Source organism: Rhodococcus sp. 27YEA6, assembly GCF_044908235.1.
Classification (GTDB): domain Bacteria; phylum Actinomycetota; class Actinomycetes; order Mycobacteriales; family Mycobacteriaceae; genus Rhodococcus_F; species Rhodococcus_F qingshengii.
In genome coordinates, this window is sequence record NZ_JBIYCY010000007.1 from 227,329 (window position 1) to 246,497 (window position 19,169).

Below are 19,169 nucleotides of genomic sequence, written 5' to 3' on the forward strand. Positions count from 1 at the left end.
AAGGTGATGCCCTGTGCTCTATTGGCTGTTCAAATACGTCCTGATCGGCCCGGTCCTCTGGCTGTTCGGGCGGCCGACGATCGAGGGTCAGCACCACATCCCCAAGAAAGGGCCGGTGATTCTCGCCGGCAACCATCGGGCAGTCGTCGACTCGTTCTTCCTGGTTCTCATGGTGCGCCGACGCATCACCTTCGTCGCGAAGAGTGAATATTTCACCGGGACCGGTGTGAAGGGCGCGATGCAGCGCTGGTTCTTCGGTGGGGCCGGTCAGGTGCCGATCGACCGTAGCGGCGCCGACGCCTCCCGTGCGGCGTTGGACACGGCCATCGGGATTCTCGACAAGGGTGGTGTCTGGGGGATCTACCCCGAGGGAACACGATCACCCGACGGTTGCCTGTACAAGGGAAAGACCGGAGCGATTCGAGTTGCCTTGGAAACCGGGGCGCCGGTCATTCCCGTCGTCGTACACGGCGGCGACGCAGTCAACCCGCCGGGTACGCGGATGTGGCGCTTCAGCAAGGTCCGGATCACGGTAGGGGAGCCGATCGACTTCTCTCGGTACCGCGAACTTCGTGGCTACCAGGCCGTCGTGCGTGCGGCGACGGACGAATTGATGGCAGTGCTCTGTGACCAGTCGGGGCAGGAATACGTCGATGTCTACGGCGCGGACGTCAAATCCGGCGATGCCGCCTGAGTGACCCAGTACGGTCGCTGTTGGACGTGTAACCAACAGGAGGATTGTGATGGCGGGCAAGTGGGGCATCGAGCACGCAGTTTTTGCGGCGGCGACGGCAGCGACAGTGGTCGGGGCAGTAGTCGGTAACGAGCGGGTTCAGCAGATCGCGAAGCCGTTGATCGCACCCGCTCTGGCCGCCCGAGTGCTGCGCAAGCGCTCGGAGACGGAAACTGCCGATACCGCACTGCTTCTGGCCGGTCTCGCCGCTGCAACTGTCGGCGACGTGTTCATGATCGACCCGGACAACGATGCTCGTCTGATCAAGGGCGCGTCCTCGTTCGCGGTGATGCAGGCCAGTTACTCGGCGCTCCTGCTGCGGCGCGGCGCTCGGCCGACCCGCGCTGCCCTGCGGCCCCGCATCAGCGGTTGGTCGACGGCGTCCGGACTGCTCCGTGCCAAGGCCCCGAGCGTGTCGACGCCGCTCACCGGATACGGATTGATGTTGGGAACCACCTCGACGTTGTCGGCGGACCCCGCTCTGGCACCGCAGTCAAAGGCCGTGCTCGACGTAGTCGTCCCGAACAAGGATCGACGCTCCTGGCTCGGATTGGGCGGAGTGCTCTTCACCGCATCCGACGGACTGATCGTGGTGCGTCGTCTGTTCATCCGCGGGACCGCCGGCCGCGCTGCTGCCGAGGGTGTGATCCTGGCGTCGTACGCGGGAGCGCAGCTGATGCTGGTGGAAGGCATGTTGGCGCTGGGACGCAAGAAGAGCGTCTAGTCTTTCACGGGCACAGCATGATTCGGTCTCGGTTCTTCGGGTCCACCATGACGGTGACCGTGGATCCGGGAGTGATCTTGTCTTTGTACTCGGGTCGGATCTCGTACTCGATCCGGCCCGAGTACGAATCGGAACCTGGAACCGTGAGGTGGAGTGCGAGCTTGGCCAATTCACCGTCGACGGTTCGGCGCAGGGGTGTGACGGTGTCGATTCGTGCCCACCCTTCGAGGCCGTGCTTTTCGAGTTTGCGCTCGGCGCGGGTCGGGCGGTTGGCCCATGCCATTCCGAATCCGAGAACCGAGCCGAAAGCGGCGAGCAGCCCGCCGATCTGATAGGGCAGCGTGCCAGGTGGGGTGTGCTCGACCAGCCATCCGAGCCACACGGCGAGCACGATCAGATACCCCACCGCGATGAAACACACGGTGTGTACGACGCGACGGTGATTCATCAGATTTCCTCCACATCCAGGATAGCCTGACCGGATGAGCGAACCGAACGTCTTCATCACCGGTGCTGCGGCTGGAATCGGGCGGGAGACGTCGCTGTTGTTCGCGCGCAACGGATACCGCGTCGGCGCGTTCGACATCGACGACGCCGGCCTTGCCTCCTTGAAGGCCGAGATCGACGGTTTCGGTGGGAGCGTCGTGACAGGTGTCCTGGACGTCACCGATCCGGCCGGATGGGCGCAGTGTCTGGCCGATTTTGCCGGGGAGTCCGGGCGTCTGGACATCCTGATCAACAATGCGGGCGTGCTCTCGTCGGGACGGTTCGAGGATATTTCTCTTGCGGCGCATCGCCGAATGGTCGACATCAACATCACCGGCACCCTCAACGGCACGCACACGGCTTTCCCGTACCTCCGCGATACCGTCGGCGCCCAGGTGGTCAATCTGTGCTCCGCTTCGGCGATCTACGGCCAGCCCGAACTGGCGACGTACGGTGCAACCAAGTTCGCGATCCGCGGCCTGACCGAGGCGCTCGATCTGGAATGGGCACAGCACGACATCCGTGTTCTCGCGCTCTGGCCGTTGTTCGTCCAGACCGCGATGGTCACTGGAATGGACACCGGAGCCACCAGATCGTTGGGTATCAAGCTGACTGCAACCGACGTCGCGCAGGAACTGTGGGCGGCCACACGCGGCGCCGGACGGATGCACAAGGTTCACTACCCGGTCGGAACTCAGGCGAAGCTCTTCCTCAGCGCGTCGCGGTTCTCGCCCGCGTGGCTCTCACGGCTGATGAACAAGCGCGTCACCAGCACTTAGTCGACCACACGATAGAGTGCACTGTCGGCTGTTGCTGGGCCAAGATGACGTGTGTGGAGGTAGTCGGGTGGTTCGTGTTCGGGTGGGGTTCGTCTTGTTGGGCGTCGGGTCGGCGCTCGTGCTCGCAGGGTGCAGCGGGGAGGCGGATTCAGCGCCGACCGTAGCGGCGCAGCCCAGTTCGTCCACCACTACCGCAGTGCCGACGACAACCACCACCGTCGCGCCCGTCGTCCCCACGACCACCGAACCACCGACCACGACGCTGCCACCGACGACGACGCTCACGGATGTGCAGTTCGAGCGCAACGAGTCGTACTACTTCACCACTCCCGACGGAAACTTCCAGTGCGGCATCATCAAGTTGCCCACCAGAATCGAAGCCGGGTGCGAGGGAACGACCACTCCCGTTCCGCCGCGGCCGGAGAGCTGCATGGTCAACTGGGGCAACGGTATTCGCGTCACCGACGAGGGTGAGGGTGCTTTCATGTGTTCGGGCGGAGAGGTGTACACCTCTGGCGGCCCCGACGCCGATCCGGTGTTGGCGGCCGGTCAACCGCTGAGCAAACTGGGTTTCACCTGTACGACCACCGCGACAGACGTCTCGTGTGTCAACGATCAGACCACGCACGGCTTCACCGTGGCTGCAGATTCCAACGAGGTGTTCTGATGACCGAAGTCGCAGCTGACGACGTGTCCGGCGGGGCCAGTGAACCGGGACCCACCGAGTGGGGCGAGAATCCCAACGGCGTCGGACCCTGGGCCGAGGAGCGCGACACGGAAGCGCCGACCGACGCGCGCTACGACCCGGTACTTCTGGCCGAGGGTGATCGTCGAAACGTCTTGGACGAGTATCGGTACTGGACGCGGGAAGCGATCGTCGAGGACATCGACTCGCGCCGTCACACGATGCATGTCGCCATCGAAAACTTCGCGCACGACGCCAACATCGGCACGGTGGTCCGCACGGCCAACGCGTTTGCCGCGGCCGCGGTCCACATCGTGGGGCGTCGGCGCTGGAATCGGCGGGGCGCCATGGTGACCGATCGATACCAGCACATCGTTCACCACGCAGACATCAGCGAGCTCGTCGAGTATGCCCGTGAGAATTCACTCACGATCGTGGCCGTCGACAACACCCCGGGGTCGGTGCCGCTGGAAACGGCAAGCCTGCCGCGGGAGTGCATCCTGCTGTTCGGTCAAGAAGGCCCCGGAGTGACCGATCATGCGAAAGAGGTTGCGTCCATGACGGTCTCGATCGCACAATTCGGTTCGACTCGCAGCATCAACGCCGGTGTCGCGGCCGGCATCGCGATGCACGCGTGGGTACGTGAGCATGCCGATCTCGCCGATTCCCGCTGATCTCGCTCGCGAATTCCGGCTAGCGTGTAGCGCCTCGACCAGACAGGATAGGTAGTTATGCAGGAAGTGTGGGCAGAGCGGGCCGATGCGGCTGAGGGCGCGATAGTCAGTCGTCACCTTCGGCGCCTGTGGGGAATGCCCCGGACAGCACTCGGCGTGGTTGCCTGGCCTGCTGTTCGACGCGAGCGGATGTTCAAGCCGTGGCACTACTGGTGGCAAGCGCACCTGCTCGATACTGCGATCGACGCACTCGAACGTGACCCGACCCCCAAGCGTCGTCGCCGGGTCGCGAAGGTTGCCCGCAGTGTGCGGGTCCGCAACGTCTCGGCGTGGACCAACAACTACTACGACGACATGGCGTGGCTGGGCCTCTCGCTCGAACGTGCGCAACGCATGTTCTCGGTCGATCACCGAACTGCGGTTCAGGCGCTCGAATCGCAACTCTTCGATTCGTGGTCCCCGGCCGACGGCGGCGGTATTCCGTGGTGCAAAGGCTCCGATTTCTACAACACACCGGCAAACGGACCCGCCGGAATCATGCTGGCGCGCACCGGAAAACTCTGGCGTGCGCAGGCAACGGCCGACTGGATCGACGAGACACTGCGGGATCCGGACTCCGGACTGATCTTCGACGGTATCCGCCGCGACGGCACCCTCGAGCGCGCGATCTATTCGTACTGTCAGGGCGTCACGCTGGGGTTGGAAACCGAGTTGTCGACGCGATTGGGCGAGCCGCGTCACCGCGAGCGAGTCCACAAACTCGTCGACGCGGTGTACGACGGAATGACCGAGTACGGAGTCATCACGGGCGGTGGCGGAGGGGACGGCGGACTGTTCAACGCAATCCTGGCTCGCTACCTCGCGTTCGTGGTGGTGAACCTGTCCTGGGAGACTCACGAGGACCTGCGAGCGCGCGAACTCGCAGCGCAGATCGTTCTCTCCTCCGCGGAAGCTGCCTGGAACAACAGACTGCAGATCGAAGGCCTGCCGCTGTTCGGGCACGACTGGACCAAGGATGCTCAGTTGCCGAGTCTGTCCGGCGACATCGCCACCTTCGCCGCCGGAACCGTGCGCTCGTCGAGCGTGCCCGAGCGAGACCTCTCGGTGCAGGTAGGTGGGTGGATGCTCATGGAGGCAGCCTTTGTCGTCTCGGCGGCTGGATACCCGCGTAAGCGTTAGGCTTTTTCCTCATGGAATCCCGGCACGTGGTCGACACGGACGGCGTACGTCTTCACATCGATGTCGGTGGGGCAGGGGCGGACGTTCTGGTTCTCTCCGGCGGCCCGGGATGCGTTCACTATCTTGCTCACGACGAGCTGGTTCCGGAAGGAATGCGCGCGTGGTGCCCTGAGCCACGCGGAGTCGGCCGGTCCGGTGGCGGCGCTCATACGATGGCGCAGGCCGTTGCGGACCTCGAACTCGTCCGACGCACGTTCGAGGTCGACAGCTGGGTCGTGCTGGGGCACTCGTGGGGATCCGACTTGGCGGTGCGGTACGCACTCGACTGTCCGGAATCGGTGTCCGGCGTCGTCGGCATCGCGGGGCACGGCCTCCACAAGGACCGGACATGGTCGAAGCAGTACGAAGCGGGAATCGAGCCGGACCCGCAGATACCTTGGGAACCTGTTGTCTGGCAATCGCTTCAAGAATCGTTCATCGAATGGATCCATGAACCACAGCTGTTTCGGCAGTTGGCCGACTCACCAGTGCCCATGACATTTCTCGCGGCGGCCGACGACATTCGCCCGTCGTGGCCGTTGCAGCAACTGGCCGAGCTCGTGCCTAACGGTAGTTTCGAGGTCGTCGACGGTGTCGCGCACAACTTCTGGCAGTCTCACCCGCTCCTGTGGAGGAAGATCGTCACCGAGGCTTGTGCTGCGCACTCTCGGCTCTCCTGATTTCCACCAGGATCCGCTCCGCGACGGTCTGGTATCCCAGGCTCCGATTGACGGTCAGCATCGGGTGATTCTCCGCGTTCACCGTTGTGTAAATCTTTCGCACGGAGGGAAATTCAGCTGCCAACACAGACGCTTGTTGCTCCTTGACCCACTGAGCGAGACCGTGTCCGCGGTGCTGGGGAAGTACCACGGTGTCGTGCTGCGATGCGTGGGTGCTGTCATGTTCGTCCACCGTCACCACTGTCGCTGCGGCTACTTCGCCGACGCTGTCGTCGACCGCGCAGCACACCAGGAGTACTTGAGAGCCACCCGTCATCTTCTGTTCCCACGATCTGACCTCGTCGGCTCCCCAATTACGTTCGGGCACCTGCAGTTCAGCGCCCGGCGCGTCGAGGAGTCGGTTCAATGCCTCCGAGAAGGAGTGGATCAGCTCGTCCGGGGTTCGGTTGCGCCAACTGACGATTCGATAGCCGGGGCGGGTGCTGTGTGCGGTGGGAGGGCTGAGGTGCTGAACCTGGTTGGCCAACCGAAGCAACACGCGGTGACCGTCGAACGATCGCAGGAAATGCTCGGCTGCGCTTCCGACGAGCGCCGTCACTCTGATTCTTCGCACGCCGAACCCGGCGATGTCGACTTCGACGAGTTCGGCAAGCGCTCGTCCTACCCCTCGTCGCTGCGCGTGGGGTGTCACGTACATCCGAAACTCTGCGAGATCGGCTTCGGCCGAGTTGCGTCGTGCCTGGGCGATGCCGAGGACCTCGTCGGTGCCGGCGTCGCGTGCAATCCAACGCCGTACATCGGCCGAATTGTCCTCGGCCTCGATCATTTCCATCAGCGCAGTCGCTGTCGGCGCAGTCCCGGACAGGTGACGCTGGCCTTCGGCGAACACCTCACACCACTGATGAAGAACAGTTGCTGTCGCTCCGGACGGTACGAACTCGGCTACAACTACGCGGCTCACCCATGTGACGATACCGACCTGCCCACCCTGAGTTGGAATCACGCGAACCCTAACCCTGTCGGACTGCGGCGGCAGTTGCCAGCATTCAGGCATGTCTGATTCTCCGCGCCAACTGAGCCTCAACGCGTTCATCCACCCCGCCGGTCATCACGAAGCGGCGTGGCGTCATCCGTGGACAACCCCGGAACGTCTGTTCGACGTCACGTATTTCCAGGAGATCGCTCGCACTGCTGAGGCGGCGAAGTTCGACGGAATCTTCTTCGCCGACGGTCCCGCGTTGCGCAGCGACGTCGAGCACGGTCCCGCAGGGACATTGGAGCCGATCACCTTGTTGACGGCCATTGCAGTGGTGACCGAGCGAATCGGATTGATCGCGACGGCGTCGACCACGTACTACGAGCCGTACAACCTGGCTCGGCTGTTCGCCTCGCTCGACCACATCTCGAACGGACGCGCGGGGTGGAACATCGTCACCACGGGTACGGATCTGGCGGCAGCCAACTTCGGGCTGGCCAAGCACCCGGATCACGGGGACCGGTATTCGCGTGCAAGGGAATTCGTCGACGCGGTGGTGCGGTTGTGGGACAGCTGGGAGGACGACGCGATCAGTCTGGACCGGGAGAACGGAATCTACGCGGACAGAAACAAGATTCACGAGATCAACTACGTCGGGCGGCATCTTCGGGTGCGGGGACCGTTCAACGCACCGCGAACGCCGCAGGGATACCCGGTGCTGGTGCAGGCCGGTGCGTCCAACGACGGTCGCGCGTTTGCCGGTCAGTATGCGGAGGCGATTTTCACAGCGCACCAGAGACTTTCCGATGCGCAGGCGTTCTACACCGACATCAAGTCGAGGGCTGCGCAGTTCGGGCGCAACCCCGATCATGTCAAGATTCTGCCGGGAATCAGCCCGTTCATCGGTGACACCGAGGAACAAGCCAAGGCGCTCGAGCGAGAATTCAACGAGTTGACCTCGCCGGAGTACGGGCTCGCGCAACTCGGTGCACTCACCGGGACCGATGTTCGGAATCTGGAACTGGATGCACCGGTTCCCGTCGAATTGTTCGCGGCGGCAGGTGATGTCACCGACAACAAGCAAAGTAGATTGCAGGTGATCGCCGGCATCGTCGAGCGTGAGCGTCCGACGGTTCGGGGACTGCTTCATCGTTTGGCGGGTGCGCGCGGACACCGGGTGTTTGCCGGAACCGCCGAGCAGGTGGCTGACACGATCGAGGAATGGTTCACCAGCGGTGCTGCTGACGGCTTCAACGTCATGCCGCCGTACTACCCGGGTGGGCTCGAGATCTTCACCGAGCGTGTGGTCCCGATCCTGCAGGATCGCGGTCTTTTCCGGACTGAATACACGGGTACGACCCTTCGTGATCATTTCGGTTTGCCGAGGCCCGAGAGCCAGTTCTCGGGTAGTGCCTCTGCAGCGCAGTAGGCCCGCCTGCTGTTGTCGATAATGACAATGGTTACCATTAAGGAATGAAGCAGCTACCGGTAACCGTGCTGTCCGGATTTCTGGGCGCAGGCAAGACCACACTCCTCAACCACATTCTCGCCAATCGCGATGGCCGTAGGGTCGCCGTCATCGTCAACGACATGAGCGAGATCAACATCGACGCGGCCCTCGTCGCGGGCCAGGGTCATCTCGACCGCACGGAAGAGAAGTTGGTCGAGCTGACCAACGGATGCATCTGCTGCACGCTGCGTGAGGATCTGATCGACGCCGTCGGCGCCCTGGCCCGAGAGGGGCGATTCGATCAGTTGGTGATCGAGTCCACCGGCATCTCCGAACCGATGCCGGTGGCGGCCACCTTCGACTGGGAATTCGAGGACGGTTTCAGCCTCGGCTCGCTCGCGAAGCTCGACACCATGGTGACCGTGGTGGACGCGTCGACCTTCCTCGGCGAGCTGGCAAAAGGCGAACGACTGGACGAGCGCAACCTCGAAGCCGGGGAGGGGGACGGACGCAGCATCTCCGATCTCCTGGTCGATCAGGTGGAGTTCGCCGACGTCATCTTGCTGAACAAAACCGACCTGGTGAGCCCGCGGGCGGCAGGAACCGTCGAGGCGACGCTTCGTAGGCTCAACCCCACCGCTCAACTGATTCGAACAGATCACGGCAACGTCACCCTCGACCGTGTCCTCGAAACCGGTCTCTACAACCCGGAACTTGCTGCGCAGGTACCCGGTTGGGACGAGGAACTGGCCGGTGGGCACACCCCGGAAACCGAGGAATACGGAATACGCAGCGTCACATACCGCGCCTCGCGACCCTTTCATCCGGCGCGACTCGAGGCCGCGCTCGGTCAGTTCGCCGGACTCCTGCGGAGCAAGGGATTCTGCTGGATCGCCAGTCGGCCCGAGTTCGCCGCGATCTGGTCGCAGGCAGGCCCCAACCTCGTCATCGAACCGGCTCAACTGTGGGCGTCGGCGGCGGAGGTGCCAGGGCAGGAGATCGTGTTCATCGGAGTGAAACTGGACCCGGCGGAGCCGTCACGAATCCTCGATCCGGCTCTGCTGACCGGTGACGAACTACGTGAAGGACCGCGGGCATGGACTCGCTACGAAGACCCGCTGCCGGCGTGGGACCAGAGCCACCTGCACTGAGCAGTCAGCTTCTAGTCGAGGACTTCTTCGACCTCGACGTCTTCGGCCGGTCGGGCCATCTCCTTGCGGTACTGCCAGATTCCCAGCGCAGTACCGATGACCAAGCTGACCATCATCACGATCAGCACGGCGGGCAGCAACCACGGCACGCGATCGAGGAACGAGCCACCGTAGAAACCGAGTAGCAGGAGCACGGGCGCCCAGATGATCGCGCCGATGGTGCTCGCGATGGTGTAGCGCGTGTGGTTCATCTTGGCTGCGCCCGCGACCATCGGGCACAGGGTGCGCACCCACGGAACCCAGCGAGCAATCAGGACCGCCCAGAACCCGTGTTTTTCCAACAGGATGTTCACGCGGTGCAGGTTCTTCTCGGTGAAGTACTTGCCGCCCTTACGGGCTTTGATGTGATTGCCGGTCCGGTGGCCGATGACGTACCCGACCTGGTTGCCGGCAATGGCCGCGATCATCGCACCGACAGACAACGCCCACACGTGGCCCGCGCCGGATTCGTGGCCGGCAAGAACGATTCCGGCTGTGATCAGAAGCGAATCACCGGGGAGAAACAACCCGAGGATGATCGCGCACTCGATGAAGACGAACGTGACGACGATGATCCAGACCAACAGAGGCCCGGCAGTCTCGAGCGGGGAGAAACTGCCGGATGCGAGCGTCATCGTCGTCAGTTCTTCGCCTCGTTCTGCAATCAGGGGGTGGGGTCTTCGGGGACTGTCACCGTCGAATTGTCCGTAGTGGAAGTATTCGCCGTTTCACCACGTCTCGACGCCAGAATTCGTTTCCCGATTTCGAAGACGATCGGCAGAACCGACACCAGGACGATCAAGATGAAGATGTAGTCGACATTGTCGCGGATGAATTCGATCTGCCCCAGGAGGTAGCCGAGCAAAGTCACGCCGGCACCCCACAGGATGCCGCCGACGATGTTGTACGTCAGGAACAGTGAGTACTTCATCTTCGAAGCGCCGGCGACAACCGGAGCAAAAGTACGCACGATCGGCACGAACCGAGCCAGGATAATGGTGATCGGGCCGTGCTTTTCGAAGAAGGCGTGTGACTCGTCGATGTACTTCTTCTTGAAGAACCGCGCGTCGTCCGTCTTGAACAGGGCAGTTCCGCCCTTGGCGCCGATGTAGAACCCGACTTGGTCACCCAGAATCGCGGCGATCGGAATGGTCACCAGGAGCACCCACAGCGGCGCGAACGGTTCGATCTCGGTGGACTTGGACGCCGCGATCAGCCCTGCGGTGAAGAGGAGCGAATCGCCGGGCAAGAGCGGAAACAGCAGGCCTGATTCGATGAAGACCACCAGAAGCAATCCCACCAGAACCCACGTTCCGAAGGAATTCAAGAGGTTCACGGGATCGAGGAAGCCGGGCAGCAAGGCCAGGTTCGTCACGGATTCAGTTGCTGCCTGCACATTCACGGTGGCCAGAGTACCGGCCGAATCTGAGTGTTTCCCACCACCGCAGGTCATCGCGTCGGTGGCGGCGGGCCGAGACCGCAAAGAGACGTGACGAGTCGGACTTGCCATACTGCTAGGACCACACGAAGCGCTTTCACATCGCCGAGCGCTCCGAACGACACGTATATGGAGGACTCCCGCCGTGCCTATCGCAACTCCCGAGGTCTATGCCGAGATGCTTGGTCGGGCCAAGGAGCATTCCTTTGCCTTCCCCGCCATCAACTGTGTCGGCTCCGAATCCATCAACGCAGCCATCAAGGGCTTCGCGGACGCCGGCAGTGACGGCATCATCCAGTTCTCGACGGGCGGCGCCGAGTTCGGTTCCGGTTTGGGCGTCAAGGACATGGTCACCGGCGCTGTTGCGCTCGCCGAGTTCGCACACGTGATCGCGGCAAAGTACGACGTCACCATCGCGCTGCACACCGATCACTGCCCGAAGGACAAGCTGGACACCTACGTGCGTCCGCTGCTCGCGATCTCGCAGGAGCGCGTCGACGCCGGTCGCAACCCGCTGTTCCAGTCGCACATGTGGGACGGCTCGGCTATCCCGATCGACGAGAACCTGGCCATCGCCAAGGAACTGCTCGCCCTCTCGAAGGCTGCACGCATCATCCTCGAGGTCGAGATCGGTGTCGTCGGCGGCGAAGAAGACGGCGTCGAAGCCGAGATCAACGACAAGCTCTACACCTCGAGCGAAGACTTCGAGAAGACGGTCGATGCTCTGGGCATCGGCGAACAGGGCAAGTACCTCCTTGCCGCCACCTTCGGCAACGTCCACGGCGTCTACAAGCCGGGCAACGTCAAGCTCAAGCCCGAGGTTCTCGAAGAGGGCCAGAAGGTCGCCGCCGCCAAGCTCGGCCTGGCTTCCGGTTCGCAGCCCTTCGACTTCGTCTTCCACGGTGGATCGGGATCGTTGAAGTCGGAGATCGAGGACTCGCTGAACTTCGGCGTCGTCAAGATGAACGTCGACACCGACACCCAGTACGCGTTCTCCCGTCCGATCGCCGGACACTTCTTCACCAACTACGACGGCGTCCTCAAGGTCGACGGCGAGGTCGGAAACAAGAAGGCATACGACCCGCGCAGCTACCTCAAGAAGGCCGAAGCCGGCATGACGGCTCGCGTCGTCGAGGCGTGCAACGACCTGAAGTCGGCCGGACGCTCGGTGTCGGCAGGCTGATCGGTTTCACAACTGCGCTTCACAGAACAAAATGCGCGCCGGCGAAATTCTCGCCGGCGCGCATTTTCTGTTCAGGTACCTACTTGCTGGGATCGCAGACCTTCCACGTGCCGTCCTGGCGCTCGAGGTCGAACGTGCGCCACGACTGCTCGCCCGTGCTCGGCAAACTCGCCTGGACCTGAGCGATCGCGGTGTCGTCGGTGATGCGCACCGCGTCGACGGCTCCGACCTGCGGGATCGTCTTCTGAGCGACGGCATTGTCGTGGACCTGAGCGAACGCTGCGTCGGGAATGGTGCGGTAGTACTCGCCCAACGCCCCACAGGTCGACGTTCGCAGCGTTGCCAGATCGCCGGTCTGCAGAGCGTCGACATACGTCGAGATGGCGGTCTGGACCTGAGCTTCGGGTGAGCTTTCACCGCTACCGCTGTTGGACGAGACGAATACGGCGACGCCGATCGCCGCGAGGACGGCGACGCCGGCCGCTGCTGCCGCGATGTACCAGCCCTTGCCGCTGCGCTTGGTCTTCTCCGGCGCGGCGGGCTCGATGCGAGTCGGCATCGGCTGAGCCGGCGGTGGGGTCGCTGCGACACCCACACGTTGAGGCGCGGCGCGCTGCGGTGGTTGAGGCGCGGCGCGCTGCGGTGGTGGTGGGGTCGGAGCCTGCCGGGGTGGTGGTGTCGGCTGCGTGGCTTTCGGAATCGCGACGGTGGCAGGCTCCGGCTTGGGCCGGGGTGTCGGTGCTGCTGTGGTTGCCTGAGTTGCCTTGGGGATCGCGACGGTTGGTGCGCTGGCAGTTTTGGCGTCGCCGTCCGCTTTCGAGGCCTTGTCTGTCTTCTGGATCGCCACAGTCGCAGGTTCGGTCGGGGCCGACTTCTCGGGCGCACCCTTCGGTGCTGCGCTCTTTTTCGAGTTGTCGTCTTTCGAGTCCGGCACGGGTAACCCTTCGGTCTTATGCAGCAATGACCATGTCAGGGTAACGACCGGTATGTAGCCTGCATAACTCCGACCGTCGGCGAGGCGGTCCTGTGGCAGAAAGGCGTAGCGGGCACAATGAGCGCATGACCCAATTCGGTGACCTGCTCGGACCCAAGCCCACTCTGCTTCCCGGCGACGACGACGCGGAATCGGCACTGCTCAACCACGCTGAACCGGCCCAGGTAGCGGCCGACCACCCCACTGCCTCCATTGCGTGGGCCTACCTGGCCGAGGCTGCCCTGGACAAGGGCGAAACCATCACGGCCTACGCCTACGCGCGTACCGGATACCACCGCGGACTCGACCAACTGCGTCGCAACGGTTGGAAGGGTTTCGGTCCCGTGCCCTACAGCCATGAACCGAACCGTGGTTTCCTGCGTTGCGTCGCAGTCCTGGCAAAGGCCGCGAAGACGATCGGTGAAGCCGACGAGTACGCGCGTTGCCTCGATCTGCTCGAAGACTGCGATCCCAACGCCGCCGAAGCGCTTGGCCTCGGTTAGCAGTTTCCGTCCGAGCCGGGCCGGCATCAAGGACCGGGCTCGCAAATCGGTGCGTCGGCTTCAGACGTCGGCGCTACCGATCATTCAATGTGCCTTGGCGGCCGGATTGGCGTGGTGGGTTGCCACCACGGTGATCGGGCACCACGCGCCGTTCTTCGCGCCGATTGCCGCTGTGGTCTCGCTCGGTCTGTCGTTGGGTGCACGACTACGACGCTCGTTCGAGTTGGTTGCGGGAGTCACGGTCGGTATCGGAATCGGTGATCTGATCATCTCCGGTATCGGGAGCGGACCGTGGCAGATCAGTTTGGTTGTCGTGCTGGCGATGTCCGTCGCGGTGCTTCTCAACAGCGGGCCGATCTTCTCCATGCAGGCGGGAAACTCGGCTGTGCTGGTGGCGACGCTGATCCCGCCGGGCGGCAGCGGCGGTCCCGATCGCATGATCGATGCCCTTGTCGGTGGTCTGGTGGGTATCGCGGTGGTCGCGATCATCCCCACCCACCCGGTACGACGCGCGCGCAAGGATGCTGCATCGATCCTCGGAACAGCTTCCGAGGTACTGCAATTGGTGGCAGACGGCCTCGTCGCGAATGACCCGGACCCGATCGTCAAGGCACTGCAGAAGGCGCGCGCAACTCAGGGTGCCATCGACGGGTTGCGCAGTAACCTTCTCGGCGGTCGCGAGATCAGTCGAATCTCCCCGCTGTACTGGAACAGTCGGCCTCGCCTCGAAAGGCTCATGGCGACAGCCGATCCCATCGACAACGCGATGCGCAACATTCGAGTGCTCGCGCGTCGTTCGTTGACGTTGGTCAGGGACGACGAGATCCTCGATCCGCGTCTGGTGGCTCAGGTCGAGCGCTTGTCGAAAGCCGTCGAAGTTCTCAAGGACATGATCCTGGCGGAGCCGGGGGAGCAGCCTGATCAGGCCGAAGCAGCGCGCGTCCTGCGCTCGGTCGCGAAGGAACTGAAACCGGCGATAGTGGAGAACGCGGGCTTGTCCTCGACGGTGGTGTTCGCCCAGATTCGATCGCTGGTCGTCGACCTGTTGCAGGTCGCGGGCATGAAGCGAATCTCGTCGATCGCCACTCTGCCGCCCACCGTGCCTCATCCCGCCTACGAGCCGGATCACTGACCTCTGCCGTTTCCCGCTCACTGAGCAACTCATTGTATGTATGCGAATGTATGCATATGCTCTGAGAAGGACTTGGGAGGGAACAGGACAAATGGGAGCAGGGCACGGTCATTCACATGGCCACTCGGCAGCAGATTCGGTCGGCGTAGGACCGTCACCGCAACGCATCAGAAAAATGGCGATCGCGCTTGCGATCCTCGTTGCGTTCCTCGTACTCGAGGCCACGGTCGGTATCCTGATCAACTCGTTGGCTCTGCTTGCCGACGCCGGTCACATGCTCACAGACGTGGTGGGTATGGCCATGGGACTGACGGCGCTGCTGCTCGCGAAGAGGGGCAGCACCACCGCGGCCAGGACCTTCGGTTGGCACCGCGCCGAAGTGCTGACCGCCATGGCCAATGCGGTGATGCTGCTGGCCGTCGCCGCCTGGGTCTTCTACGAGGCAATCGGCCGCATCGGTAACGAACCCGAGATCCCGGGCGGCGCCCTGATCATCACGGCGGCTGCCGGATTGGCCGCGAACATCGTCGTGATGCTGATGCTGCGCGGCGATTCCAAGGACAGCCTGGCCGTGCGTGGCGCCTACCTCGAGGTGCTTGCCGACGCCGTCGGTAGCGTCGGCGTTCTGATCGCCGGTGGCCTTGTCCTGCTGTTCAACTGGACGTGGGCAGACGTCGTCGTCGGTGTTCTCATCTCGCTGTGGGTGGTGCCGCGTGCGATCAAACTGGCCGCAGCATCGCTGCGCATTCTGACGCAGGCTTCGCCGGCCGACGTCGACGTCGAAGCGGTCGAGGCCGACCTGGCGGCGCTGCCGAGCGTGATGGGTGTTCACGACCTACACGTCTGGACGCTCACCACCGGCATGGATGTCGCGACAGTCCACCTGACCAGTGACGCGAATTCGTCGAACGTTCTGGAATCCGCGCGCACCGTCCTCGAGAGTCACGGTCTTTCCCACGCCACCGTTCAGGTGGAATCGTGTGCCAACGGCGAGCACTGCGAGAAGAACGTCACTTGGTGAAGCGGGTGATCTCCTTGCCCGGCTTCCAGAGATCGACATACATGTGTTCGTCGTCGATGGTCGTGTGCACCACCTCGTCGATGTCGAGGACAAAGAGGTGCAGAGGCTTCGGAACTTCGTAGGTGTAGCTTGCGAGCACGGCTTCGAACTCGTCGCCGGTCACCTCGCGTGCGAGTCCGGCGATCTTCGCGTCACCGCCCTCCATGGTGTGCTCGCCGGGATTGCTGTGGAGGGCGTAGCGCCCGTCACGGATGAGATCCTTCGCCTTGAGTGCGCCGAACATCGAACCGAGCACCAGACGCCCGTCGAGGATTTCGACTTCGGTGCCGCTGACCCGTGGTGAGCCGTCCTTGCGCAGCGTTGCGAGGACGTGATGCTTGTGGGCTTTGAACCGCGCTAGGACCGCGTCGGCAAGAGCGGGTACTTCTTCGGAGAACTGCTTCCAGGTGACCATGACGGTCATTGTGCACCCCTATTCCTGACAACTTCTGTCAGTGATTCTCGGTAATGTTCGGTCCATGAGATCCGCGCGGTTACTCCAACTCATGCTGCGTTTGCAGGGGAGTCGCGGCGTCGTCGCCGAGCAGTTGGCCGACGAGTTCGGTGTGTCAGTGCGGACGATCTACCGCGACGTGGCCTCGTTGTCGGCTGCCGGTGTGCCGATCTGGACCGAGAGCGGCCCCGGTGGTGGCATCCGTCTGCTCGACGGTTGGCAATCCAAGTTGTCCGGCATGACGGACGACGAGACGTCCGCACTCATGCTGTTGGGTGTGCCGTCCATCGCTGCAGATCTCGGACGATCAGACGCCGTCGGTTCGGCGGGCGCCAAACTGCTCCGCTCCCTGCCCGGTCCGCTGCGCGAGAGCGCACGGTTGTGGCAGGACCGCATTCTCGTGGACGTTCCGGGTTGGTTCGGCGGCGTCGACGACATCTCTGCGCTTCCGATCGTCACATCCGCTGTGCTGGACTCGCGTCGACTGCGCTTCGCCTATCGCGATCGCGAGCGGACGGTCGATCCGCTGGGTCTGGTCATCAAAGCCGGTGTTTGGTATCTGGTGGCGGGGATGAACGGTCGAACGCTGTCGTTTCGAGTCGGGCGCATCAAAAATGCCGTGGTAGAAGATGATTCGTTCACTCGGCCGGTGGATTTCGACCTGCCGTCGTGGTGGGCGGCGTCGATGGCCGAGTTCGACCGGTCGCTGCTTCGCTTCGAGTGTCGCGTGCGATTGACACCAGAGGGCAGGCGCCGGCTCCCCGATGTGGTGGGCGAGCTTGCCGCTGCAGTCGAAGTGGGGCCAGAGGACAACGACGGATGGGTCAGTGCCGAGCTGAAACTCGAGAGCGAAGCTGTCGCGCTCTCGCAGCTGATCGGGCTGGGAGCCGACGTCGAGGTGCTCGAACCCTCGTCTTTGCGTGACGGGATACGCACCGTGGCGGAGCAGATGGTGCTCCGCCACGGGCACGACAGCTAAGCCGTCGCAGAACGCTTTGCGAGCATGCGGGTGATACCCAGTTGAGCGGCGACGATAACGGCGCCAACCACCAGGCCCAGTGCTGCCGAGGCAAGTGTGTTGACGATCCACGCCAGCACGCCACCGACTCCGGCGATGTCACTGACTGCTTCTTCGCCGTGATGAACGGCGTCGTAGAGCGGGTGGAAGCCCAGTTCGTCGATGCCGACCAACAGGATGTGGCCACCGACCCACAACATCGCGGCGGTTCCCACGACCGAGAGCACTGACATCACGTGAGGCATGCCGCGAACGAGGCCTCGGCCGACCTTGTGGGTGAAGCCAGACGACGTCTCGGCGATCTTCAATCCGATGTCGTCCATCTTCACGATCAGTCCGACGACGCCGTAGACGACCACGGTGATGACGACCGCCACGACGGCAAGGATCACCAATCGGCTCCAGAAGCCTTCGCCTGCGATGGTGTTGAGTGCGATCACCATGATCTCGGCGGACAGGATCAGGTCGGTGCGGACGGCGCCCGAAACCACTGCTTCTTCGTCGCGAGGATGCTCGTCAGCGGCCTCGTGGTGGTCACCGTGGCCGAAGATTGCACCCCAGATCTTGTGAACCGCTTCGTAGCTGAGGTAACAGCCGCCGACCATCAACAGTGGCGTCAGCAGCCAGGGGAGGAACTGACTCAGCAGCAGAGCGATCGGAAGGATGATCAGCAGCTTGTTGCGCAACGATCCGATGGCGATGCGCTTGATGATGGGCAACTCGCGTTCGGCTGCGAGCCCACGGACGTACTGCGGCGTGACGGCTGCGTCGTCGATGACGACGCCGGCCGCTTTGGCGGTCGCCTTACCGGTTGCGGCGGCAACGTCGTCGATCGAGGCGGCAGCCATACGAGCCAGGGCTGCGACGTCGTCGAGCAGGGCGAAGAGTCCGCCGGCCATCACAGACCTCCAGTGGAATCAGTGGAAAAAGGTGGCCGGACCGAACCGGTGACGCAGTTACTTGATCGCACGAGGTCTCTATCCATGATCGTCGTAGGTGAGGTCAGGTCACCTGGAACGATACCGGGGGCATCCGTCAGGGACGACCTCGCGAGGTCGGTTGCCCTTCGTCACGAAAGGTCTTCCCGACCCGGTGCCCGCGTGTAAGACTGCACAGAAGATCGATCGAAACGGGGCACTATGCGTGAACCAGACACTGCACAGGTCGCCAAGACTTTCGACGCAATGGCGGCGCACTACGACCGACAGATCGGGCGCTTCGAACGCTTTGTGCTCGGTGACGCCCGGAAATGGGCCGTGGACCAGGCGCATGGCCGCGTGGTCGAGATCGCCGTGGGTACCGGACTGAACCTGCCTCTCTACGGAGACGACGTCGATTACGTCATCGGCGTGGACATCTCGACTGCGATGCTCGATCAGGCCAGGCTCAAGGTCTCCGAGGGAGTGAAGACCGAAGTCGACCTACGACTCGGAGACGTGCAAGCACTCGATGTTCCCGACGAGTGCGTGGACACGTTGGTCTCGACCTACGCCTTTTGCACGATCCCCGATCCGGACCGAGTTGCGAACGAAGCATTTCGAGTCCTGGTACCCGGTGGTCGATTCGTCCTCGCCGAGCACGGACCGAGCAAGAACGTTGTTGCTCGAACGTTGATGAAGGTCGTCGAACCGCTTTTTGTTCGGTTCGGTGCCGATCATCTCACCCGTGAACCGGTTGAATACCTCGAAAACGCCGGTTTCCTGATCGACGAGGTGCAGCGCAGCGGCCGGGGCGGAATCGTGTTTCGGGTCGTTGCGCGCAAGCCGGATCCCGAATGGACGGCACTCGGTCACTGATGTCGGAATGCCGTCCA

Annotated in this window: 22 protein-coding genes; 15 read left to right on the top strand and 7 right to left on the bottom strand. The window is 63.2% G+C overall.

Going from position 1 to position 19,169, the window contains the following annotated elements; translation table 11 throughout:
- Positions 1 to 13 precede the first annotated feature (13 nt).
- Together ABH939_RS19915 and ABH939_RS19920 are read left to right on the top strand one after the other, a co-directional pair.
- Positions 14 to 694 carry a 1-acyl-sn-glycerol-3-phosphate acyltransferase gene (locus ABH939_RS19915; RefSeq protein WP_003944312.1) on the top strand — a complete coding sequence of 227 codons (681 nt, stop codon included), beginning with the start codon at positions 14 to 16 and terminating at the stop codon, positions 692 to 694.
- A 49-nt stretch (positions 695 to 743) separates the two neighbouring features.
- Positions 744 to 1,457, top strand: a complete 714-nt coding sequence (locus ABH939_RS19920) for a lysoplasmalogenase (RefSeq protein ID WP_007726757.1) — start codon at positions 744 to 746, stop codon at positions 1,455 to 1,457.
- 4 nt (positions 1,458 to 1,461) lie between these two features.
- On the opposite strand, the gene ABH939_RS19925 is transcribed toward ABH939_RS19920, so the two are convergent.
- Positions 1,462 to 1,905, bottom strand: coding sequence for a hypothetical protein (locus ABH939_RS19925; protein WP_007726759.1), 444 nt, complete (start codon positions 1,903 to 1,905; stop codon positions 1,462 to 1,464).
- A gap of 34 nt (positions 1,906 to 1,939) precedes the next feature.
- Here ABH939_RS19925 and ABH939_RS19930 point away from each other — a divergent pair, with 34 nt between their 5' ends.
- The 5 genes from ABH939_RS19930 (at position 1,940) to ABH939_RS19950 (ending at position 5,979) form a co-directional block, all read left to right on the top strand.
- Positions 1,940 to 2,722, top strand: coding sequence for an SDR family oxidoreductase (locus tag ABH939_RS19930; RefSeq protein WP_003944309.1), 783 nt, complete (start codon positions 1,940 to 1,942; stop codon positions 2,720 to 2,722).
- Positions 2,723 to 2,789: 67 nt separating this feature from the next.
- A complete protein-coding gene (locus ABH939_RS19935; protein ID WP_003944380.1) occupies positions 2,790 to 3,389 on the top strand; it encodes a DUF6636 domain-containing protein in 600 nt (199 codons plus the stop codon).
- Positions 3,389 to 4,081, top strand: coding sequence for a TrmH family RNA methyltransferase (locus ABH939_RS19940; RefSeq protein WP_081557522.1), 693 nt, complete (start codon positions 3,389 to 3,391; stop codon positions 4,079 to 4,081). Before ABH939_RS19935 ends, ABH939_RS19940 begins: the two co-directional genes overlap by 1 nt.
- Before the next feature lie 57 nt (positions 4,082 to 4,138).
- Positions 4,139 to 5,260, top strand: coding sequence for a glycoside hydrolase family 76 protein (locus ABH939_RS19945; protein ID WP_003944321.1), 1,122 nt, complete (start codon positions 4,139 to 4,141; stop codon positions 5,258 to 5,260).
- An 11-nt stretch (positions 5,261 to 5,271) separates the two neighbouring features.
- A complete protein-coding gene (locus ABH939_RS19950; RefSeq protein WP_064074648.1) occupies positions 5,272 to 5,979 on the top strand; it encodes an alpha/beta fold hydrolase in 708 nt (235 codons plus the stop codon).
- Here ABH939_RS19950 and ABH939_RS19955 read toward each other — a convergent pair.
- Positions 5,942 to 6,940: a GNAT family N-acetyltransferase gene (locus tag ABH939_RS19955; protein WP_231915013.1), complete on the bottom strand. Its 999-nt coding sequence runs from the start codon at positions 6,938 to 6,940 to the stop codon at positions 5,942 to 5,944. The genes ABH939_RS19950 and ABH939_RS19955 overlap by 38 nt on opposite strands.
- Before the next feature lie 91 nt (positions 6,941 to 7,031).
- Between ABH939_RS19955 and ABH939_RS19960 the strand changes: the two genes are divergently transcribed.
- Complete coding sequence (locus ABH939_RS19960; protein ID WP_064074650.1) at positions 7,032 to 8,384, top strand: LLM class flavin-dependent oxidoreductase; 1,353 nt, start codon at positions 7,032 to 7,034, stop codon at positions 8,382 to 8,384.
- A gap of 44 nt (positions 8,385 to 8,428) precedes the next feature.
- Positions 8,429 to 9,556, top strand: coding sequence for a GTP-binding protein (locus tag ABH939_RS19965; RefSeq protein ID WP_404650009.1), 1,128 nt, complete (start codon positions 8,429 to 8,431; stop codon positions 9,554 to 9,556).
- An 11-nt stretch (positions 9,557 to 9,567) separates the two neighbouring features.
- On the opposite strand, the gene ABH939_RS19970 is transcribed toward ABH939_RS19965, so the two are convergent.
- Together ABH939_RS19970 and ABH939_RS19975 are read right to left on the bottom strand one after the other, a co-directional pair.
- Positions 9,568 to 10,230, bottom strand: coding sequence for a DedA family protein (locus ABH939_RS19970; protein WP_003944306.1), 663 nt, complete (start codon positions 10,228 to 10,230; stop codon positions 9,568 to 9,570).
- 29 nt (positions 10,231 to 10,259) lie between these two features.
- Positions 10,260 to 10,997 (bottom strand): VTT domain-containing protein, encoded by a 738-nt coding sequence (locus ABH939_RS19975; protein ID WP_003944390.1) that lies wholly within the window; start codon positions 10,995 to 10,997, stop codon positions 10,260 to 10,262.
- A gap of 181 nt (positions 10,998 to 11,178) precedes the next feature.
- Here ABH939_RS19975 and fbaA point away from each other — a divergent pair, with 181 nt between their 5' ends.
- On the top strand, positions 11,179 to 12,216 hold the full coding sequence (gene fbaA, locus ABH939_RS19980) for a class II fructose-bisphosphate aldolase (RefSeq protein ID WP_007726777.1): 1,038 nt from the start codon (positions 11,179 to 11,181) through the stop codon (positions 12,214 to 12,216).
- 79 nt (positions 12,217 to 12,295) lie between these two features.
- Here the strand turns inward: fbaA and ABH939_RS19985 are convergent, their stop codons facing one another.
- Positions 12,296 to 13,150, bottom strand: coding sequence for a nuclear transport factor 2 family protein (locus ABH939_RS19985; RefSeq protein WP_064074652.1), 855 nt, complete (start codon positions 13,148 to 13,150; stop codon positions 12,296 to 12,298).
- 125 nt (positions 13,151 to 13,275) lie between these two features.
- On the opposite strand from ABH939_RS19985, the gene ABH939_RS19990 reads away from it, so the two are divergent.
- From ABH939_RS19990 to ABH939_RS20000, 3 genes are all read left to right on the top strand, one after another.
- Positions 13,276 to 13,692 carry a DUF3151 domain-containing protein gene (locus ABH939_RS19990; RefSeq protein WP_007726781.1) on the top strand — a complete coding sequence of 139 codons (417 nt, stop codon included), beginning with the start codon at positions 13,276 to 13,278 and terminating at the stop codon, positions 13,690 to 13,692.
- Positions 13,679 to 14,824, top strand: coding sequence for an aromatic acid exporter family protein (locus ABH939_RS19995; RefSeq protein ID WP_019749453.1), 1,146 nt, complete (start codon positions 13,679 to 13,681; stop codon positions 14,822 to 14,824). The genes ABH939_RS19990 and ABH939_RS19995 overlap by 14 nt, the downstream gene beginning before the upstream one ends.
- A 91-nt stretch (positions 14,825 to 14,915) precedes the next feature.
- Entirely contained in the window at positions 14,916 to 15,845 is a 930-nt protein-coding gene (locus tag ABH939_RS20000; protein WP_007726784.1) for a cation diffusion facilitator family transporter, read from the top strand.
- On the opposite strand, the gene ABH939_RS20005 is transcribed toward ABH939_RS20000, so the two are convergent.
- Positions 15,835 to 16,299, bottom strand: coding sequence for a pyridoxamine 5'-phosphate oxidase family protein (locus tag ABH939_RS20005; RefSeq protein ID WP_404650032.1), 465 nt, complete (start codon positions 16,297 to 16,299; stop codon positions 15,835 to 15,837). The two genes, ABH939_RS20000 and ABH939_RS20005, sit on opposite strands and share 11 nt — an antisense overlap.
- Before the next feature lie 64 nt (positions 16,300 to 16,363).
- Between ABH939_RS20005 and ABH939_RS20010 the strand changes: the two genes are divergently transcribed.
- Complete coding sequence (locus ABH939_RS20010; RefSeq protein ID WP_064074653.1) at positions 16,364 to 17,317, top strand: YafY family protein; 954 nt, start codon at positions 16,364 to 16,366, stop codon at positions 17,315 to 17,317.
- Here ABH939_RS20010 and ABH939_RS20015 read toward each other — a convergent pair.
- Positions 17,314 to 18,255: a DUF808 domain-containing protein gene (locus tag ABH939_RS20015; RefSeq protein ID WP_007726787.1), complete on the bottom strand. Its 942-nt coding sequence runs from the start codon at positions 18,253 to 18,255 to the stop codon at positions 17,314 to 17,316. The two genes, ABH939_RS20010 and ABH939_RS20015, sit on opposite strands and share 4 nt — an antisense overlap.
- 240 nt (positions 18,256 to 18,495) lie before the next feature.
- Here ABH939_RS20015 and ABH939_RS20020 point away from each other — a divergent pair, with 240 nt between their 5' ends.
- Positions 18,496 to 19,152, top strand: coding sequence for a class I SAM-dependent methyltransferase (locus tag ABH939_RS20020; protein ID WP_042452162.1), 657 nt, complete (start codon positions 18,496 to 18,498; stop codon positions 19,150 to 19,152).
- Positions 19,153 to 19,169: the final 17 nt, after the last annotated feature.

Bases quoted from the DNA above. Each gene is read 5' to 3' on its own strand.
- ABH939_RS19920 (WP_007726757.1), top strand. From the start codon at position 744: ATGGCGGGCAAGTGGGGCATCGAGCACGCAGTTTTTGCGGCGGCGACG.
- ABH939_RS19925 (WP_007726759.1), bottom strand. From the start codon at position 1,905: ATGAATCACCGTCGCGTCGTACACACCGTGTGTTTCATCGCGGTGGGG.
- ABH939_RS19930 (WP_003944309.1), top strand. From the start codon at position 1,940: ATGAGCGAACCGAACGTCTTCATCACCGGTGCTGCGGCTGGAATCGGG.
- ABH939_RS19940 (WP_081557522.1), top strand. From the start codon at position 3,389: ATGACCGAAGTCGCAGCTGACGACGTGTCCGGCGGGGCCAGTGAACCG.
- ABH939_RS19945 (WP_003944321.1), top strand. From the start codon at position 4,139: ATGCAGGAAGTGTGGGCAGAGCGGGCCGATGCGGCTGAGGGCGCGATA.
- ABH939_RS19950 (WP_064074648.1), top strand. From the start codon at position 5,272: ATGGAATCCCGGCACGTGGTCGACACGGACGGCGTACGTCTTCACATC.
- ABH939_RS19960 (WP_064074650.1), top strand. From the start codon at position 7,032: ATGTCTGATTCTCCGCGCCAACTGAGCCTCAACGCGTTCATCCACCCC.
- ABH939_RS19965 (WP_404650009.1), top strand. From the start codon at position 8,429: ATGAAGCAGCTACCGGTAACCGTGCTGTCCGGATTTCTGGGCGCAGGC.
- ABH939_RS19970 (WP_003944306.1), bottom strand. From the start codon at position 10,230: ATGACGCTCGCATCCGGCAGTTTCTCCCCGCTCGAGACTGCCGGGCCT.
- ABH939_RS19990 (WP_007726781.1), top strand. From the start codon at position 13,276: ATGACCCAATTCGGTGACCTGCTCGGACCCAAGCCCACTCTGCTTCCC.
- ABH939_RS20000 (WP_007726784.1), top strand. From the start codon at position 14,916: ATGGGAGCAGGGCACGGTCATTCACATGGCCACTCGGCAGCAGATTCG.
- ABH939_RS20005 (WP_404650032.1), bottom strand. From the start codon at position 16,299: ATGGTCACCTGGAAGCAGTTCTCCGAAGAAGTACCCGCTCTTGCCGAC.
- ABH939_RS20010 (WP_064074653.1), top strand. From the start codon at position 16,364: ATGAGATCCGCGCGGTTACTCCAACTCATGCTGCGTTTGCAGGGGAGT.
- ABH939_RS20015 (WP_007726787.1), bottom strand. From the start codon at position 18,255: ATGGCCGGCGGACTCTTCGCCCTGCTCGACGACGTCGCAGCCCTGGCT.
- ABH939_RS20020 (WP_042452162.1), top strand. From the start codon at position 18,496: ATGCGTGAACCAGACACTGCACAGGTCGCCAAGACTTTCGACGCAATG.